Source organism: Rothia sp. HMSC073B08 (assembly GCF_001812975.1).
In the GTDB taxonomy this organism is placed as follows: Bacteria; Actinomycetota; Actinomycetes; order Actinomycetales; family Micrococcaceae; genus Rothia; species Rothia mucilaginosa.
In genome coordinates this window covers 114,725-132,396 of the sequence record NZ_KV811062.1, presented here as the reverse complement: position 1 = coordinate 132,396, position 17,672 = coordinate 114,725, and the positions used below count along the sequence as shown (strand labels likewise).

The 17,672-nt window shown below is 59.0% G+C and carries 15 protein-coding genes and 2 tRNA genes; 11 read left to right on the top strand and 6 right to left on the bottom strand.

What is annotated here, in order from left to right; translation table 11 throughout:
* Positions 1 to 13: 13 nt before the first annotated feature.
* A complete protein-coding gene (locus HMPREF2884_RS04365; protein ID WP_070615920.1) occupies positions 14 to 766 on the bottom strand; it encodes an MBL fold metallo-hydrolase in 753 nt (250 codons plus the stop codon).
* A 90-nt stretch (positions 767 to 856) separates the two neighbouring features.
* Between HMPREF2884_RS04365 and HMPREF2884_RS04360 the strand changes: the two genes are divergently transcribed.
* From HMPREF2884_RS04360 to HMPREF2884_RS04350, 3 genes are all read left to right on the top strand, one after another.
* Positions 857 to 1,462, top strand: coding sequence for a CGNR zinc finger domain-containing protein (locus HMPREF2884_RS04360; RefSeq protein ID WP_070615918.1), 606 nt, complete (start codon positions 857 to 859; stop codon positions 1,460 to 1,462).
* 78 nt (positions 1,463 to 1,540) lie between these two features.
* Complete coding sequence (gene ettA, locus HMPREF2884_RS04355) at positions 1,541 to 3,220, top strand: energy-dependent translational throttle protein EttA (RefSeq protein WP_070599850.1); 1,680 nt, start codon at positions 1,541 to 1,543, stop codon at positions 3,218 to 3,220.
* Between the two features lie 253 nt (positions 3,221 to 3,473).
* Entirely contained in the window at positions 3,474 to 4,049 is a 576-nt protein-coding gene (locus HMPREF2884_RS04350) for an HdeD family acid-resistance protein (RefSeq protein ID WP_246827923.1), read from the top strand.
* Between the two features lie 170 nt (positions 4,050 to 4,219).
* Here the strand turns inward: HMPREF2884_RS04350 and HMPREF2884_RS04345 are convergent, their stop codons facing one another.
* Complete coding sequence (locus HMPREF2884_RS04345) at positions 4,220 to 5,128, bottom strand: acyl-CoA thioesterase (protein WP_070615914.1); 909 nt, start codon at positions 5,126 to 5,128, stop codon at positions 4,220 to 4,222.
* A gap of 206 nt (positions 5,129 to 5,334) precedes the next feature.
* On the opposite strand from HMPREF2884_RS04345, the gene HMPREF2884_RS04340 reads away from it, so the two are divergent.
* Entirely contained in the window at positions 5,335 to 6,183 is an 849-nt protein-coding gene (locus HMPREF2884_RS04340) for a DUF8185 domain-containing protein (protein ID WP_070615912.1), read from the top strand.
* A 277-nt stretch (positions 6,184 to 6,460) separates the two neighbouring features.
* Positions 6,461 to 7,066: a phosphatase domain-containing protein gene (locus tag HMPREF2884_RS04335; RefSeq protein ID WP_070615910.1), complete on the top strand. Its 606-nt coding sequence runs from the start codon at positions 6,461 to 6,463 to the stop codon at positions 7,064 to 7,066.
* Between the two features lie 143 nt (positions 7,067 to 7,209).
* On the opposite strand, the gene HMPREF2884_RS04330 is transcribed toward HMPREF2884_RS04335, so the two are convergent.
* Together HMPREF2884_RS04330 and pepN are read right to left on the bottom strand one after the other, a co-directional pair.
* Positions 7,210 to 8,367, bottom strand: a complete 1,158-nt coding sequence (locus HMPREF2884_RS04330) for an SGNH/GDSL hydrolase family protein (RefSeq protein ID WP_005508134.1) — start codon at positions 8,365 to 8,367, stop codon at positions 7,210 to 7,212.
* 310 nt (positions 8,368 to 8,677) lie between these two features.
* Positions 8,678 to 11,227, bottom strand: coding sequence for an aminopeptidase N (gene pepN, locus HMPREF2884_RS04325; protein ID WP_070615906.1), 2,550 nt, complete (start codon positions 11,225 to 11,227; stop codon positions 8,678 to 8,680).
* Positions 11,228 to 11,605: 378 nt separating this feature from the next.
* Between pepN and HMPREF2884_RS04320 the strand changes: the two genes are divergently transcribed.
* Together HMPREF2884_RS04320 and HMPREF2884_RS04315 are read left to right on the top strand one after the other, a co-directional pair.
* A complete protein-coding gene (locus HMPREF2884_RS04320) occupies positions 11,606 to 12,097 on the top strand; it encodes a ribose-5-phosphate isomerase (RefSeq protein ID WP_005505713.1) in 492 nt (163 codons plus the stop codon).
* 103 nt (positions 12,098 to 12,200) lie between these two features.
* On the top strand, positions 12,201 to 13,085 hold the full coding sequence (locus tag HMPREF2884_RS04315) for an Fpg/Nei family DNA glycosylase (RefSeq protein WP_070615904.1): 885 nt from the start codon (positions 12,201 to 12,203) through the stop codon (positions 13,083 to 13,085).
* Positions 13,086 to 13,191: 106 nt separating this feature from the next.
* Here HMPREF2884_RS04315 and HMPREF2884_RS04310 read toward each other — a convergent pair whose 3' ends face one another.
* Both HMPREF2884_RS04310 and HMPREF2884_RS04305 read right to left on the bottom strand, forming a co-directional pair.
* Positions 13,192 to 13,437: a hypothetical protein gene (locus HMPREF2884_RS04310; RefSeq protein WP_083309675.1), complete on the bottom strand. Its 246-nt coding sequence runs from the start codon at positions 13,435 to 13,437 to the stop codon at positions 13,192 to 13,194.
* 357 nt (positions 13,438 to 13,794) lie between these two features.
* Positions 13,795 to 13,865: transfer RNA gene (locus tag HMPREF2884_RS04305), tRNA-Gly, on the bottom strand.
* Between the two features lie 267 nt (positions 13,866 to 14,132).
* Here HMPREF2884_RS04305 and HMPREF2884_RS04300 point away from each other — a divergent pair.
* The 4 genes from HMPREF2884_RS04300 (at position 14,133) to HMPREF2884_RS04285 (ending at position 17,284) form a co-directional block, all read left to right on the top strand.
* Positions 14,133 to 14,207: transfer RNA gene (locus HMPREF2884_RS04300), tRNA-Pro, on the top strand.
* A gap of 107 nt (positions 14,208 to 14,314) precedes the next feature.
* Positions 14,315 to 15,616 (top strand): trigger factor, encoded by a 1,302-nt coding sequence (gene tig / locus HMPREF2884_RS04295; RefSeq protein ID WP_070506103.1) that lies wholly within the window; start codon positions 14,315 to 14,317, stop codon positions 15,614 to 15,616.
* 319 nt (positions 15,617 to 15,935) lie between these two features.
* The gene (locus tag HMPREF2884_RS04290; RefSeq protein ID WP_005505718.1) at positions 15,936 to 16,589 is read left to right on the top strand and encodes an ATP-dependent Clp protease proteolytic subunit; all 654 of its coding nucleotides are present in this window, start codon (positions 15,936 to 15,938) and stop codon (positions 16,587 to 16,589) included.
* A 5-nt stretch (positions 16,590 to 16,594) separates the two neighbouring features.
* Positions 16,595 to 17,284, top strand: a complete 690-nt coding sequence (locus tag HMPREF2884_RS04285) for an ATP-dependent Clp protease proteolytic subunit (RefSeq protein ID WP_012903382.1) — start codon at positions 16,595 to 16,597, stop codon at positions 17,282 to 17,284.
* Positions 17,285 to 17,672: the final 388 nt, after the last annotated feature.

The window sequence follows — 17,672 nt, the reverse complement described above, 5'->3', positions numbered from 1 at the left end:
TTTTTTTAGTGCCCTACTTATTCATGAGCTTGTGGTCAATTCCCTCGCGGGTAAAGGCCTGAATCGTATCCTGCAAGTCTTCACCCAGGTGGCCCCAGGAATCAGTGTGAGCAATGTACACCCGCTGGGCGCCCAGAAGCTTTGCCGCCTTTGCGGTATTTTCGGCGGTCATGGTTACGCTGAGCTCGGGTCCGAGGGGGCGTGCTGCACCCGCAAAAAGGATAGCGTCATCAACGGGCGCAATGCGCTGAGCAATTTCCTCTACAACGTGAAGTTCGGAGTTGTCGCCAGAAATATATACGGTCGGTTCTCCTGCGGCCTGCAGGAGGAAGCCAATAACGGGGCCGGTTACCTCCTGAATTTCGGGGATGTTCGGGCCGTGAAGTGCAGGCATTGCGGTGACGGTAACTTCAGTGGATCCCTTTGCCACGATGAAGGTATCCCAGGGTGCCAGGCCGGTGACATTGGTGAGGCCTTCTGCCTGAAGATTCTTTTCGCCGTCTTCGGTGGTGATGACGTGACCGACCTTGGGGAGGAGGGCGCGACCGCTGGTGTCAAGGTTGTCGGGGTGGGTGTCGTGCGAGAGCAGGACTGCATCGATGGGGAGGGCTGACTCAGGGGCGATGGGTGCGCCGGCAGTCTTCTTGAGAACGGTAATGCCCAAGTCGTAGTCCTGAGGTGCGTCAAAGGTGGGGTCGGTTAGGAAGCGCAAACCCGCGTATTCGATGAGGACGGTGGGGCCGGTGATGACGTTAATTGCAGGCATAAAAGTATTCCTCTCATGGATAAAATGTATTTTTGCCGTGATTAACAATAGGTATATTCACGGAAAAATACAAGTGATACCATGAGAAGTATGGAAAAATCTCACCGAACCGCCCGCCTTCCTGCGGCACCCGGAAGCCAAGAACACCCCTGCATAGCGTTAGCAAATACGCTCTATACAACACCCGGTGGCGAACAATACGATCTGCTCAGAACCCCAGAAACAGCCACTGAATGGGCGCACGAACACCACATCGTGAATAACTCGTATGAGCTACAAGCCTATTGCGCCAGCAGATTCATCAGCTTTCGATACGTCATCAAAGAACTGTTTGACGCGTACCTAGAGCAGCGCGCTCCCTACCCGGGTGCGCTTCACGCCGTTAATAAGACAGCGCATGAAGCGCTCACCATGAACGCTCTAGCGTGGGATGCAGAAAACCGGCGGTACACGCGGCGGATTGAAGACCCCCTCACCCAAGAGGTGGATTACGCCATCGCCCGCATCGCTTATGATGCCATCACATTACTGACTGGCGAAGAAGCAGATAAACTCTCTGAATGCGAAGCACCCGACTGCGACCGCATCATGTTACGAACCCATGCGCGACGTAGATGGTGCAGCGTGCGTTGTGGTGACCGCATCCGAGCCGCCCGCTCCTATGAACGTAAACGCGCGCAGGCTGAAGGTGACTAAAAATCGTGCATGCTTGAAGGTGGGGAATATTTGACTAAGTCGTCAGCGCGCCGCAGAATCACGCTAAAATAGGTAACTATGGCTGAATTTATTTATCAGATGATCAAGGCCCGCAAGACTGTGGGCGACAAGGTCATCCTTAACGACGTGACGATGTCGTTCTTCCCCGGCGCCAAGATCGGTATGGTTGGCCCGAACGGTGCGGGTAAGTCGACCATCCTGAAGATCATGGCTGGCCTCGACCAGCCCTCCAACGGTGAGGCACGCCTGACCGCAGGCTACACCGTGGGTATCCTCATGCAGGAGCCGCCGCTGAACGAAGAAAAGACCGTTCTGGGCAATGTTGAAGAAGGCGTGGGCGAAATCAAGTCCAAGCTGGACCGCTTCAACGAAATCTCCGCCCTCATGGCTGAGCCCGATGCTGACTTCGACGCCCTCATGGAAGAAATGGGTCAGCTGCAGGAAGCTATCGACGCCGCTAACGCATGGGACCTGGACTCCCAGCTGGAGCAGGCAATGGAGGCGCTGCGCTGCCCGCCCGCTGACATGCCCGTCACCCACCTCTCCGGTGGTGAGCGCCGCCGCGTGGCACTGTGCAAGCTGCTGCTGCAGAAGCCCGACCTGCTGCTGCTCGACGAGCCCACCAACCACCTGGACGCAGAGTCCGTGCTCTGGCTGGAGCAGCACCTGCAGTCCTACGAGGGTGCCGTCATCGCGATTACCCACGACCGTTACTTCCTCGACCACGTGGCAGAATGGATCGCCGAGGTTGACCGCGGTAACCTGTACCCCTACGAGGGTAACTACTCCACCTACCTGGAGAAGAAGCGCGCCCGCCTCGAAGTTCAGGGCAAGAAGGACGCTAAGCTCGCTAAGCGCCTGAGCGAGGAACTGGACTGGGTCCGCTCCAACGCTAAGGGCCGCCAGGCTAAGTCGAAGGCTCGTCTGGCACGCTACGAGGAGATGGCTGCGGAGGCTGAGAAGACCCGCAAGCTTGACTTCGAAGAGATTCAGATTCCTCCGGGACCCCGCCTGGGTAACGTCGTTATTGAGGCTGAGAACCTGCAGAAGGGCTTCGACGGCCGTTCCCTGATTAACGGTCTGTCCTTCTCCCTGCCCCGTAACGGCATTGTGGGTGTGATTGGTCCGAACGGTGTGGGTAAGTCCACCCTGTTCAAGACCATCGTTGGCCTGGAGCCCCTCGACGGCGGCGAGCTGAAGGTCGGCGAGACCGTGAAGATCTCGTACGTTGACCAGAACCGCGCGAACATCGACCCGGAGAAGAGCCTCTGGGAGGTCGTCTCTGACGGTCTGGACTACATCCAGGTCGGCAACGTTGAAATGCCTTCGCGTGCGTACGTTTCCGCGTTCGGCTTCAAGGGCCCGGACCAGCAGAAGAAGGCGGGTGTGCTCTCCGGTGGTGAGCGCAACCGCCTGAACCTGGCGCTGACCCTCAAGCAGGGTGGTAACCTGCTGCTGCTCGATGAGCCCACTAACGACCTGGACGTTGAGACCCTCGCATCCCTGGAAAATGCGCTGCTGGAATTCCCCGGCTGCGCCGTGGTCGTCTCTCACGACCGTTGGTTCCTGGACCGCGTGGCAACCCACATCCTGGCGTGGGAGGGCACCGATGAGAACCCGGATCAGTGGTACTGGTTCGAGGGTAACTTCGAGTCCTACGAGAAGAACAAGATTGAGCGCCTCGGCCCCGAGGCCGCCAAGCCGCACCGCGTGGTGCACCGCAAGCTGACCCGATAGGGTTTGGTTCGGTAACGAGCCCCGCCTCCTGACGCTGTTGAAGCGTGAGGAGGTGGGGCTTCGCTGTGTCTGCTGGGGAAGGGGTATAGTCCTGCTATCTCACGTGTTGTTCCGCTACGTGGTGGGTTATTCGTCGGTAGAAATAGTTCGCTCAGTGGCGACCGATATATCGTGGCGGATTTCATATTCACGGTTTATAATGGGTATGCACGTAAGTGCAACTGACACATGTGATTACGAAGAGAAGAGCATTATGCTTTCAAAATATAACTGGATGTCCTTGGTTACCGGTCTGTTGCTGATTGCAGCGGCAATCTACATGTTCGCCAATCCCGCTATTCCGCTGGTAGTTCTGGGTTATGTGTTCTCCATTTCGGTGTGGCTTGGTGGCGTGTTTGAACTGGTACGTTACTTCGGCACGCCAAAGCAGGCACGTACCGGCTGGGACCTGGTTGACGGCATCTTGACCGTGGTGGCTGGCCTGATTCTGCTGACTGCCTCGGTGGGTGCACAGGCAACCTTCATCCCGACCATTGTGGGTACGTGGATGATTATGTGGGCGCTGATTCGTCTGATGACTGCCCAGGGCGTGAAATACCTGAGCTACGCCGCCGGACGCCACCTGCAGCTCTCTGCTATTGGTACCCTTATTCTGGGCTTGCTCGTGGTGCTGTTCCCGATAATCTACGGCGTGGCGGCAGTATGGATGGCAGCACTGGGTCTTCTGGTGACCGGTCTGGTATTCGTGGGTGACTTCTTTGTTTCCCGCCGCACCAAGAGCACCGTGCACATTTCCCCGGACGGTGTGATTGACGTCGAAGCCAAATAAGAGCTTCCAAACGGCTTCTAGACCGTACACTAGAACATAAGAAAGACCGTGTGAGACAACCACCTCACACGGTCTTTCTGTATGCTCTAACGTTTTGAGTTGTCGCTGTGCCGAAGCTTTAGAGGGTGTACCTGCGGCTTAGCGGTACTCTACTCTATCGGTACTCTGCTTTAGCGGTACTCCGGCAGACGGAACATCATTTCCTGCGCCACGGTCGCCACCAGCTCACCGGAACGATTGAAAATCGAACCCTGCGCGAGCATCCTGCCGCCCTGCGCGCTCGGGGAATCCAGCACGTACAGCAGCCACTCATCGGCGCGCGCCGAACGGTGGAACCACATCGCGTGATCCAGCGAGGCGCTCTTGAGGCCCGGCTCCAGCCAGAACTTGCCGTGACGACGCAGAGCAGGCTCCAGCGGCAGGTAATCCGAAGCGTAGGCGATAGCGGCGCGGTGCTCCGCCTCCGAGGCCTCAGAACCATCAGCATGCACCAGGCGGTCAAAGGTCTTGAACCACACACAGGCACGCGGCTGTGTCGAGGAGGCATCCGCCTGAGTGTACAGGGGCGCGTCCACGTGTCGCATATCAATCGGGCGTTCCCACGCGACCGCCTGCGCAATGGGGTGCGGCAACTCACCCAGATAGTCGCTGACCATCGGCAGCGACTCGGGATCCGGAACCTCCGGCATAGTCACTGCGGTGTGCTCCGGGCCGCGGCTATCCGCCTGGAAAGACATAATTGCCGAGAACATGGGCGCCTCATCCTGGAACACCTGCACGCGGCGGGTCGAGAAGGAACGGCTATCATTCAGACGCTGAGCGGCAAAGAACAGTTCACGCTCAATATCGCCGGGACGCAGAAAATAGGCGTGAATCGAGTGGATGTCCTTGCCCTCCACCGTGCGGTCGGCGGCAATAATCGACTGGGCAAGAACCTGACCACCGAAAGTACGCGGCTGCTCGCGGGTGAGCGTCACGCCGGTAGACACTTCATCGCTACCGAAGGAGGCGGGCGCCGCCTCCACGGGGGAGAGGTCCAGCATCCGCATGAGGTTTTGGGTCACAGTGGGCTTGGTCATGGTTTTATTCTCGCACGTTTTCAATGAGCCGGTTTCTGGCGTAGAGTGGGAGAGCATACTCTGAGACAACCACGACAGGTTGATTCGGAACATTGACTAGGAAATATTGACCCGGACAATCAATCCGGATCATCTATTTCACACACCATCGCATATATCACCCACCAACTTGCCACCGGGCAGACTAACGCCGAAAAGGAGCAGAAATGACTACGCCGTCTGAAACTACCCCTGATACCGCACAGGACAACGCTCCCGACCAGAACAACGCGCCCGCACCCATCGAGCTCAAGTACAACCCCCACGAAGGCGTGGAGGAGCCCTACCTGATTCTGCCCGGCGGCGCCCAGGGTGCCGCAGTGGTCAAGGACCTTGCCACCTACATTTCTCGCGCCCTGGCGGTGAACCCGGACGCGGCAATCCGCCTGACCGCACGCGGCCGCGTGGTGGCGGTATTCGCCTGCTCCCTGGAGCCGGAGGACGCCTCCTCGAACACCCCGGTCATTATGGGTCTGCGCGCCCTGCACCTGCTGGCTGACTCCACCCTGGACATGACCGTACAGGCGCAGGCGCTGCTGGACCGTCTGGCGCGTCTGCAGAAGCAGGCAGAAGAACAGGGTAACGAAGAGAACCCGCAGCTGGTGCTGTTCATGCCGCCGGTGACCGTCAACGCCAGCTGGGCTGGCAAGTCAGCCCCGCTCAGCGGCTGGTACGAGGTTGGTACCGTCCCGGTTGAAGAGTTCCACCGCGCCACCGCAGAAGGCCTGGAGGCGGTAGAACGCGCCCTGCCCGAGAACCCCGGCGCTGCTGTGCTTTCTACGGTGCGCTCGCGTATTTGGTCCTCCGATATGGTGCTGGAGTACCTACCTGAGTTCGATACCGTGCTTGTGCCGACCGGCGCGGCATTCGCCCTGCGCGTGTTTGGTTTCATCCCGGAAGGCTTCACGGGCGATCTGCCGCTGTTCGCTGCGCATGTTGGTTCGGAGGAGTGGCTGCGCATTGTGGCGCCCGCCGGTATGGTGCTGGTGCGCCGCGGTTCCGGTTCGCTACTCTAAACCGTTTGTTGAGACATTTCTAGATTTTTTACGCTGGTGGTGTGGGCTCTTTGCCTGCGCCACCAGTGGTTTTCTATGCTGTATGACATCAACGGGGTAGTTGTAATAATGACATTCGATAGGGCATTACTTTACGAAAATAGGGTATTCTAGAAAGACTACGCCCTTTCACCGGGGCGTCTTTGACACACCGATTACCAGCCACACCGCACGGGAACTCTTCCGCCGCGCCCTCACCAGGCGCATTCTTCCCGTACGGATCGAAAGTGAGACCTATATGGATCTGATTGCAGTCGACATTGACGGTACCCTTGCCAGCAACCGAGATCAGATGGACAAGTACCTGACCGGTTTCTTCGCAAGCAACCGCCGATTCTTCAAGGCCATCCGCAACGCCACGGTCAATGTTGAAATTGCCGACCGTGTTCGCGAAATCGCGGCAGACACCGGCGCAGAGGTCGTAGTAATTACCGGCCGCGATGGCACCTACATGAAGGAATTGAACCAGTTCATCGCCCGCGCAGGTCTGGAACCCAAGCACGTGTTCGCTAAGCCCGGCAACGACGGCTCCAACAGCCCTGTATGGAAGGACTCCATCATTGAGTCCCTGATTGCTGACGGCAACCGCCTTATCCACGCTTTTGAAGACACCGACCACGAGGTGTACCTGCGCCGCGGCATTCCCGTCACCTGGGTCGCCCCGATTCGCGACTACATTGGCGAATGGCACTACGAGTCGATCGACATTGACCCGGTCGCCTGGGCTGCCGAGCAGCGTGAGAAGGAAGCCGCTCGTGAGCGTCAGAAGCGTCGCCTTGCGGAGGGCGTGCTCGCACACCAGAAGGCCGAGGCGAAGGAACGCCAGGCAAACGTCGCGGCATAAAACCCGCACACTAACTTGAGAGCTGCGGTGGGTAACCCACTCAAACGAATGAGGCGCCGGAAGGATTCAATCCTCCCGGCGCCTCATTCTAATGCTATATGCGTTGATCGAAGCTGATGTACTCGGCTGATTACACAGTTAGTTTACGCGGTGCCGAGCAGTTCACGCAGACGAGTCGCAAAGGGGCCCGCCAGCTTATGGTGCGCCTTCTCCTTCAGATGCACGCCATCAGCCATGTCACCCTCAGCCAGGTAGAGGCTCTGCCAGCCCGAGGTGTCCATGAACAGCACGCCGGTCTCGCGGGCACCCTGCCTTGCCACCTCGTTTGCCACGTGACGCTTATGCGCCACCTGCTTATCCGGTGCAGACGCCTCATCCATAGACACCACACCACCGAACACAATCTTCGACGACGGGTACATACGTCGCAGCTGCTCAATGACCTGAGTCTGGTGAGCGTTCACGTGCTCGCGCGCCTTCGTCTCATCCTCGTGAATGTAAATGTCATTGCCGGAGGCGTCCAGGTAAATCACGCCGGGGTTACCGCTCGGCAGAGCCCAACGGCCACCCATCACACCCTGATAGTAGGAGGGGCACACACCCTCGCGGGCAGTCACAAAACCGATGCCGCCGCAACGGAACAGGTACGGGACGAAACCTGCCTGCTTCAGACCCAAACCAACCCAGGAGGTTGCGGTCACCTGCGAGTCACCAATCACCAGGGCATCCTTAGCGCCAAGAACATTGGTGTTACGCGGCAGACCGTTCGCCTTATCCCAGTAGAGTTCAGCCTTCTCAAACTTGGTGTACAGAACGCCCTTCTTGGATCGCCAGCTCACCGGCAGACCCTCCCAACCGGCAAAGTCGCTGTACCCGCGCTGCTTCCACCAGTGCTCGTAGACGCCGGATTCCACCGCAACCGGACCGTACTTGGGGGTGTACATGACCACGCCACCCTTGAACTGCTGAACCAGCATGTCGGCGGCATCAGCGGAGGTGGGGAACGGCGCCTGAATCTCACCGGTTGCCTGCGCGCCCTCCTTGCCGAAGGCGTTCTGCGCGGTGCGTTCCATCTTCTGCGCCGGGGTGGTCGGTTCCGGAGTCGGCTCGGGGGAGGGGGACTCGCTGGGGCTTTCCTGCGCCGACTGGGTAGGCTCGGCGCCCGCAGCAGCGGTAGCGGCGGTGCCACCGGGCGCGATGAAGCCTCCTGCGGAGTACACGCCAAAGGAACCGGCGGCAACCACAGCAAGGATTGTGCCGGTCAGAGAAACTTTCGCGATAGGAGACTTGATAGAAGGCATGCACAACAGTATACGATAGGCGCAACCCCAAGTAGAGAGCTTTTGAGGGATATTCAAATGAAAATAACAAAAAATATGCACCGCAGTGACAAGAATTAGACTCGGTGCGCAAACCGGTGTGCAAACCGGTGTGCAAACCGGTGTGCAAACCGGTGCGCAACTTGGGGCACAACTCAAAATAGAACCGGCATAAACCCCATATAGAAACGTCCCCTCCCACCCCGAATCGGGGTAGAAGGGGACGAATAAAAACCCATGAGCAAAAACCTATGAGAGCAGGCAATGAACCCGCCTCAGCTCACAAGCATTGTTAGATGTCAGCCGCCTGAACCTTCAGCGCACGAGCCACGCCGTCGCGTGCCTCCGCAATCTGACGGTACAGAGCCGCAGCATCCTCAGGCAGAGAAGCCAGGTACGCCTCGGTACGCTCCAGCAGCTCAGCGGTCGGCTCGCTCGGGTACATGCCACCAATAATCTGCATGGAAATCTCGTGCGAACGCGAACGCCAAATACCCTCAATCTGCTCGAAGTACGGCTCATTGTACTGGGCAATCAGCTCGGGCTTGCCGGACTTGAAACCGGAAATAGCGTAACGCTGAATCATGTTCGACAGCTCGCCGGTCACCATGATCTTGTGCCAGTACTCAGCCTTAGCCTCCGCAGTCGGAATCGATGCGTATGCCTGAGCGGCGTACTGCTGACCGTTCGCGGTGTTGTCGTTCTCCAGCTCCGCAACGATCTGCTCGGCGGAGAAACGGCCACCGGTAGCCAGGCGGCACACCAGGTTCCAACGCAGGTCAGCGTCAATGTCCAGGCCCTCAAGGGTCAGCTCACCCTCGAAGAGACGCTGCACGTTGTCGTACTGCTCCTCGGTGCGGGTCTGGTTGATGAACGCCTGCAGCAGCTGAAGCTGAGCATCCGAATCGGGCTCTGCAACGCATGCCAGCTCCCAGAGACGGTCAGCGGCACGGTGGCGGGTCTCCTCGCGAGCCTCGGGAGCCACGAAGGAGTGCAGGGTAGCGGACAGGTTGTTGATCTGGGTGCGCAGAGCGGTGGAGTTGGTCTCCTTACCGATGTTGTTCAGCACCAGGTCAACGTACTTACGTGCCGGCATCTGAGCGTCACGCACGGTATCCCAGAGCGAACCCCAGACCACGCCGCGAGCCACGGACGAATCAATGTCGCCCAGGTGCTTGATAGCGGTCTCGATGGAACGCTCATCCAGGCGAATCTTAGCGTACGCCAGGTCCTCATCGTTCAGCAGCAGCAGGTCGGGGCGCTTCTTGCCGATAGCCTCCTCAACCACGGTCAGCTCGCCGTCAATGTCCAGCTCGATGCGGTCGGTGCGGGTCAGCTTACCGTCCACCAAGTTGTAGAAACCAATTACCGCACGGTGCGGGCGCAGGGTCTCGAAGCCCTCAGCGTAGGACTGGCGGATACCCAGCGAAGAGATGTTGCCAGCCTCGTCATTCTCAATCTCAACGGCGAGAGTGTTAACACCAGCGGTCTCAAGCCACTTAGCGCTCCACGCACGCACGTCACGACCGGAGGTGCGCTCCAGCTCAACCAGCAGGTCATCCAGAACGGTGTTGCCCCAGCTGTGCTTATCGAAGTACACCTTCAGAGCAGCCATGAAGTTCTCCTGGCCAACCCATGCCACCATCTGACGCAGCACCGAAGCGCCCTTCGCGTACGTAATGCCGTCGAAGTTCACCTGAACATCGGCAAGGTCACGAATCTCAGCCACAATCGGGTGAGTCGAAGACAGCTGATCCTGACGGTACGCCCAGGTCTTCTCCGATGCGGCGAAGGTGGCCCACGCCTCCTTCGCGTAGCGGGTGTTCTCCGCAGCAGCCAGGGTTGACATGAACTCAGCGAAAGACTCGTTCAGCCACAGGTCGTTCCACCATTTCATGGTGACAAGGTCGCCGAACCACATGTGAGCCAGCTCGTGCAGAACGGTGATAGCGCGGCGCTCACGCAGAGCCTCCGCAACCTTGGAACGGAAGACGTAAGTCTCCAGGTAGGTCACGCAGCCAGCGTTCTCCATCGCACCGGCGTTGAACTCGGGCACGAACAGCTGATCGTACTTCTCGAACGGGTACGGGGTCTTGAACTGCTCCTCGTAGAACTCGAAGCCCTGACGGGTCAGCTCAAACATGTCCTCAGCATCCACAAACGGCATGAGGGACTTGCGGGCGTACACGCCCAGCGGAATCACGCGACCCTCAGAGTTAGTCAGCTCGCTGGTGACCTTCTCGTAGGGGCCAGCCACAATCGCGGTAATGTACGAAGACATGCGCGGGGTCGGCTTGAAGAACCAGGTCTTCGCACGGCCGCAACCGCACTCCTTCTCCTCAACCTTCACCTCGGGCTGGTTAGACACAACCACCCAGTGGGAGGGAACGCGCACAATAAACTCGAATTCAGCCTTCAGGTCGGGCTGCTCAAAGACGGGGAACACGCGGCGGGAGTCCGGCACCTCAAACTGGGAGTACAGGTACACTTCGCCGTCGGCGGGGTCCACGAAACGGTGCAGACCCTCACCGGTGTTGGTGTAGAACATCTCTGCGTCAATGACCAGGGTGTTCTCAGCAGCAAGGTTCGGCAGCTGGATGCGCTCGCCGTCCGCCAGGTCGGTGCTCAGCTCTTCGCCGTTGAGGTTAATGGACTTGACCGAGGAGGTGATAGCGTCAATGAAGGTGGAGGCACCTTCCTGAGCGTCGAAGCGAATCTCAACCTTCGAGGAGAAGACGTCTTTGTCCTTCGGCAGGTCGAGTTCAATACGGTACGAGTGCACGCGCTTAATAATGGATGCGCGTTCGGTTGCCTCATTGCGGGTTAGGTTCAGGCCGGGCATACAGCTCCCTCTCCTTAGATGTGAATAGCGTGCCGTGTTGACACGCCCTGTCATGGTGCGCTGGTTCCCGAGGTGCGCGGCTCCTGCGACGCTGCATACGTAGCGCTGGAGGCGTTCAAGTTTGGGCGCGGCGAATCGGGACACCAAAAAGTGCCATACCCCACAGTCTACCGTATAGCTGGGGGTCTAGAAGGCTCCGCATTACCCGAACCCGCGCGAATTCGATACAGTTAAGACAGAAAAAACCCAAACGGGGAGCGTATCCCACCTGATGGATGCGCGGCGCACTCTAGCAACGGCGCTCAGAACTGAGAACCGGCGCCTCCCACGAACGCACAAACGCACGTCACACCAAGACAAAATCACCAGGAGAGTACCTTGCGCGTACACATCGCAACCGACCACGCTGGCCTCGAGCTGAGCCACTACCTGATTGAGTCCCTCACCGCTGCGGGCTACGAAATGATTGACCACGGCCCCGCCGACTACGACCCGCTGGACGACTACCCCTCGTTCTGTATTAACGCAGCCCTTGGCGTGAAGCGTGACCGCGAGGCTGGCCTGGACTCCCTGGGTATTGTGCTGGGCGGTAGCGGCAACGGCGAGCAGATGGCTGCGAACAAGGTTGATGGTATCCGCGCGGCTCTGGCATGGAACCACGACACCGCGGCGCTGGCTCGCGAGCACAACAACGCACAGGTTGTAGCTGTGGGCGGTCGCCAGCACAGCAAGGAAGAAGCACTGGAAATCATCAAGGTCTTCCTGGCTACCCCCTGGACCAACGAGGAGCGTCACGCACGCCGTATCGGTCAGCTGGCTGAGTACGAGCAGACCGGCGACATTGCCGGCAAGCAGATTGACGCTGCCTAAGCTCTAAAATCTGAGGCGCATAGTGCAGGCTATGCGCCTCAGTCGTCTTTGCACCCTATATAATCCGCACTATTTCTAGCCGACAAGTTTTCGAGGAGAACCCGTGCCCGAAGGCCACTCCATCCACCGTATCGCCCGCCAAATCAGTGACGTCTTCACCGGCGAGCGCGTGCAGGTTTCCTCCCCGCAGGGCCGCTACGCCGAGGGTGCCGCCCTGCTGGATGGGCACACCATCACCGGGGCGTACGCGCACGGTAAGCACCTGTTCGTGACCTTCGAGAACGACCTGACCCTGAACGTGCACCTGGGTATTTACGGTAACTGGAGCTTCGGTGGGGATGAGACGTTCACGGGTGCTTCGAGCATTGGCGCGCCCCGCAAGATCGGCGAAAAAGAATACGCGGCGGGGGAGGGGGAACCCTACGCCGGTCCTCCCGAACCGAAGGGTACGGTGCGTTGCCGTATTGTTTCGGAGCATGGCTGGGCGGACCTGGTGGGCCCTACTATCTGCCGTACCCTCACCCCGGAGGAGGTGCGCACCGTCCGCTCCAAGCTCGGCCCCGACCCGCTCAACCCGGATGCCGACCCCGAACAGTTCTACCGCGCGGCACGCAAGAGCTCCCGCCCGATTGGCGTGATTCTGATGGATCAGGCGGCAATCTCCGGCGTGGGCAATATCTTCCGCGCTGAGTCGCTGTACCGCCAGGAAATTGATCCGCTACGCCCCGGCAAGAGCCTCAGTGACGAGGAGCTGGAGCGACTCTGGGAAGACAATAAGCACCTGCTGGTCATCGGCGTGCGCGTGGGGCGCATCATCACCACCGAGCCCGAAGACCGCCCCGGCGTACCCGAAACCGAAGCGTGGCCCGACCACGCCAACTATGTGTACATGCACCACGGCGAGCCCTGCCGCCGCTGCGGAACCACCATCCGCATGGAAGAAATCGCCGGCCGCAAACTCTACTGGTGCCCCGGCTGCCAGATGTAGTGGTATCCGGCTCTAACTCACGGCTGTGGATACGAGAAAAGCGAGGAGTCCTCGATAATAAATTGGGGCTCCTCGCTTAGCTCTACTGCTCTGATTTTGTGAGGGCTTATGAAGTGAAGATGAATTTCTCGCCCTTAGAGAGGCACTGAGCCCACTCCTTCAGCTGTGCATTATCAATATTTCCACCCTGTTGCTTCACAAACTTCTGCAGTTCCGGCAGAATCAACTCCACCGGTTTACCCTTCATAGTTGAGGCGATGCGGTCAAACTCATGCTGATACTTCTGAGTCGTTGTAGCAATCTGTTGCTGTACGAGCTTTTCCAAAGCTTTTTCATTAATCTTCAAGGTCACTGGATTTTCCTATCTGAAATAGATTACTTTCGAATAAGTGTACCATGTTTTGGGGTAAATATTCGTACCTGTTTCCTATTGCTTTATTGGGGTGAAGTTTTTAGGTGGGGTAAGTGCGGTAGGGGCTCCGTGTGTTGTCGGGGATGACGAGCTGGAGCGTGCGGATTCCGAGCGCGCGAGGAAACAAATCCGCATGCGGAAGCGGTTCCCACGATTCGTTCAGGATAGTTCTCGAGGGGATGACGGGCTGGAGGGCGAAAATCCCGAGCGCGCGAGGGAATGCATTTTCGCCCGTAAGCGATTCCCGGCATCCCCGAGCACAAAAAATCCCCCCGACAACGTCGGGGGGATTGTGCGAGGGGATGACGGGAATCGAACCCGCGTAATCAGTTTGGAAGACTGAGGCTTTACCATTAAGCTACATCCCCGAATTGGAACTTGACCATAGTAGCGAGGTTCCATCTGTGCTGTCAAACTCTTTGGCGTGTTGGCACGGTTTTGTGTGCTGGCTTTGCGGGTTCTTGCGGGCGCTCGCCTCCTCTTTTTGTGCCGGTCTGCGCATCCTTATTAGGGGAGTACGCGCTCAGTGGAAATAAACCGCGCACGAGCTGCTGTGTTGGGCATTTAGCGGGAAAACAGGTAAACTAGGGCACTGACTGTGTTAAACACGCAAGTGCGCAACACGGTCGGTTTCACGGGGCGTGGCGTAGCTTGGCTAACGCGCCTGCTTTGGGAGCAGGAGATCGCAGGTTCGAATCCTGTCGCCCCGACGTGAAACGGTTGCCGCGACGCTACAAGGTCGTGGCGCTCTTTCCACTAAGCAACCGCGGCACACACGATTCGTGCCGCACCGAAACTATATGAGGAGATCACGGACGTGAAGACCGCCGTCGAGAAGCTCAACCCGACCCTCGCAAAGATTGAGGTCGAGGTTCCCTTCGCAGAATTCAAGCCCTACCTGGACCGCACCTACAAGAACCTCTCGGGTCAGATCAGCGTTCCCGGCTTCCGCAAGGGTAAGCTGCCCAAGCAGCTCATCGAGCAGCGTGCGGGCTTCGACTACATCGTCGAGGCATCCCTGAACGACGCTCTGAACGACTACTACGCACAGGCACTGGGCGAGAACGAACTCTCCCCCCTGGCACAGCCCGAGCTGGACGTTCAGTCCCAGCCCTCCACCGAGAACCGTGAGGCAGACGTCAAGCTGACCATCACCGTCACCGTCCGCCCCGAAATCGAGCTGCCCAACTACGAGGGCCTCGAGGTTGAGGTTGACGAGGTAGAGGTCACCGCTGAGGACGAGGTTCAGGCACTGGACGCTCTGCGTGAGCGCTTCGGCACCCTGAAGACCGTTGAGCGCCCCGCAGCTGACAAGGACTTCGTGACCATCGACATCGCCGCAGAAATCGACGGCGAGCAGGTAGATGCAGCAAACGACCTGTCCTACCAGATCGGTTCCGGCACCATGCTCGACGGCATCGACGAGGCTCTGACCGGCCTGTCCGCTGGCGAGGACGCAACCTTCGAGACCAAGCTCTCCGGCGGCGAGCACGCAGGTGAGCAGGCAGTCATCAAGGTCAAGCTCACCGCAGTCAAGGAGCGCGAGCTGCCCGCAGCTGATGACGAGTTCGCACAGCTGGCTTCCGAGTTCGACACCATCGACGAGCTGAAGGAAGACATCAAGAAGCAGGTTGCAGAAGCTAAGGTTGCCGAGCAGGGCACCCAGGCACGCGACAAGGTCCTCGCAAAGCTCGTTGAGCTCGTCGAGATCCCCGTCCCCGAGAAGGTTATCGAGGACCAGCTCGAGCAGCACTTCAACAACCCCAACGCTGAAGCAGACCACGACACCGAGGAGCACCGCGCCGAGGTTCGCGAGAACACCGAGACCGCATTCAAGAACGAGATGGTTCTCGACGCTGTTGCGGACAAGGAAGAAGTGACCGTCGACCAGGCTGAGATGATCAACTACATCATCACCATGAGCTCCCAGTACGGCATGGACCCCAACCAGTTCGCACAGATGCTGGACGGCTCCGGCCAGGCAGGCGCACTGGTCGGCGAGGTTCGCCGCTCCAAGGCTCTGGCAGCAGTGCTGAAGACCGCAGTGGTCAAGGACACCAAGGGCAACGTTGTTGACCTGTCCAAGTACCTGGGCGAGGGCGAAGAGGCAGCTGCCTAAATCCCCGCCACGGTCTGCAAGAAGCCACCCCGCTAGAGGGCGTGCGCTGATTGCTTGAAACGTGTAGCCTCAGCGGGCATCCACCGAATTACCGGTTGGGTGCCCGCTGAGGCTCTTTTCACCCCAAACTATTCCGCCCTCAAGTTATTCCGTACCGAGGTTTTCGCCTCTGCTTCACCCCCTGGCGAACGAACAACCCGAAGGGAAGCGGGGGAGAGCAACTATCGGTAAGGTAGTAGCAACGAAACTTTTCGCGTGCGCTCCGGCGCGTAAATCGCGCAAAGATGCAGCGAAGACCCATTAGAGAAGAAGAGGAAGAATGTCCAGCTACATGCCTCTGCCCATCGGCGCCTCCCAGGCAGCCGGCGTGGCGCCCGCGCCGTCTATGGCAACCCCCATCGTTGGTGCCCAGGAAGATTACGTCTACAACAGCCTCCTGAAGGAGCGCATTATCTGGCTCGGCTCCGAGGTGCGCGACTCCAACGCCAACCTCATCTGCTCCCAGATGCTGTTGCTCTCGGCTGAAGACCCCGAGGCAGACATCTACCTGTACATCAACTCTCCCGGCGGCTCCGTCACCGCCGGCATGGCTATCTATGACACCATGCAGCTCATCCCGAACGACGTGGTGACCGTGGTGACCGGTATGGCAGCATCCATGGGTCAGTTCCTGCTCACCGCAGGCACCATCGGCAAGCGCTACGCAACCCCGAACGCCCGCATCCTCATGCACCAGCCCCTCGGCGGTATTGGCGGTACCGCATCGGATATCCGCACCCAGGCTGAGCTGATTCTGGACATGAAGAAGCGCCTGGCAGAGATCACCGCTGAGCGCACCGGCAAGAGCCTGGAAACCATCCTGAAGGATAACGACCGCGACAACTGGTTCAACGCGGAAGAGGGCCTGGAATACGGCTTCTTCGACCACATTGCCACCACCGCCGGTAAGCTGCCCGAATCGAAGAACGCATAAGGGAGATGCATATGAACTACCTGCCGAACGATATCACCACCTCGGCGCCGGCTATGCCGAGCAACCGCTACGTGCTCCCCAGCTTCGAGGAGCGCACCCCCTACGGTTACAAGCGTCAGGACCCGTACGCAAAGCTGTTCGAGGACCGCATCATCTTCCTGGGCACCCAGGTGGACGACGCATCCGCTGACGACATCATGGCTCAGCTGCTGGTGCTGGAGGCACAGGACCCCGAGCGTGACATCACCCTGTACATCAACTCGCCCGGCGGCTCCTTCACCGCAATGACCGCCATCTACGACACCATGCAGTTCATCCGCCCCGAGATCCAGACCGTGTGCCTGGGCCAGGCGGCATCCGCTGCGGCGGTTCTGCTGGCTGCCGGTACCCCCGGCAAGCGTCTGGCACTGCCGAACGCTCGCGTGCTGATTCACCAGCCCGCGCTGAGCGGTCAGCAGGGCGGTCAGGCATCTGACATTGAGATTCACGCGAACGAGGTTATGCGTATGCGTGAGTGGACTGCACAGACCCTGGCACTGCACTCGGGCAAGACCTACGAGGAAGTTGACCGCTCCATTGAGCGTGACAACATTCTGACTGCGGCTGCTGCCCTGGAGTACGGCCTGGTCGATAAGGTGCTGGAGTCTCGTAAGCTGCGTAAGCCTGCGACCAACACCGCTATTTCCCACACCTAAAGTTTTGAGGAATATCCCCGAGCGTTTTTCGGGGGAGGGGCGGCATCGCTTCGTGTGCGAGCCTTCGGGCTGGTGCGCGGTGCGGTGCCGCCCTTTTTGCGCCCGCCAGGGGTACGGCAAGGCAGGCTGATATGTTGCGTTGACCTGCGCTTTCTTGTCGGGCTTTAGCGTCACAGCCTACCGTCATATGCCGGAGTATCAGCCCCGCCGCCGTCATAAAAGACGCGCTTTGTCATATGCCCGGTAAGTCCGTTCATTTGCGGTGCGTAATTCTGAGTTCCGGGGTGAACTCCGGTAGCCTTAGAGAGGGAGAAAATTCGAGTATTTCATACCGGTTTCTCACTCAAACCACGGCGCCCACCACCCGCCGGTGCCCCTCCTGAGAAAT

Bases quoted from the DNA above. Each gene is read 5' to 3' on its own strand.
- HMPREF2884_RS04345 (WP_070615914.1), bottom strand. From the start codon at position 5,128: ATGACCAAGCCCACTGTGACCCAAAACCTCATGCGGATGCTGGACCTC.
- HMPREF2884_RS04335 (WP_070615910.1), top strand. From the start codon at position 6,461: ATGGATCTGATTGCAGTCGACATTGACGGTACCCTTGCCAGCAACCGA.
- HMPREF2884_RS04350 (WP_246827923.1), top strand. From the start codon at position 3,474: ATGCTTTCAAAATATAACTGGATGTCCTTGGTTACCGGTCTGTTGCTG.
- HMPREF2884_RS04360 (WP_070615918.1), top strand. From the start codon at position 857: ATGGAAAAATCTCACCGAACCGCCCGCCTTCCTGCGGCACCCGGAAGC.
- ettA (WP_070599850.1), top strand. From the start codon at position 1,541: ATGGCTGAATTTATTTATCAGATGATCAAGGCCCGCAAGACTGTGGGC.
- HMPREF2884_RS04290 (WP_005505718.1), top strand. From the start codon at position 15,936: ATGTCCAGCTACATGCCTCTGCCCATCGGCGCCTCCCAGGCAGCCGGC.
- HMPREF2884_RS04340 (WP_070615912.1), top strand. From the start codon at position 5,335: ATGACTACGCCGTCTGAAACTACCCCTGATACCGCACAGGACAACGCT.
- HMPREF2884_RS04330 (WP_005508134.1), bottom strand. From the start codon at position 8,367: ATGCCTTCTATCAAGTCTCCTATCGCGAAAGTTTCTCTGACCGGCACA.
- HMPREF2884_RS04365 (WP_070615920.1), bottom strand. From the start codon at position 766: ATGCCTGCAATTAACGTCATCACCGGCCCCACCGTCCTCATCGAATAC.
- HMPREF2884_RS04285 (WP_012903382.1), top strand. From the start codon at position 16,595: ATGCATATGAACTACCTGCCGAACGATATCACCACCTCGGCGCCGGCT.
- pepN (WP_070615906.1), bottom strand. From the start codon at position 11,227: ATGCCCGGCCTGAACCTAACCCGCAATGAGGCAACCGAACGCGCATCC.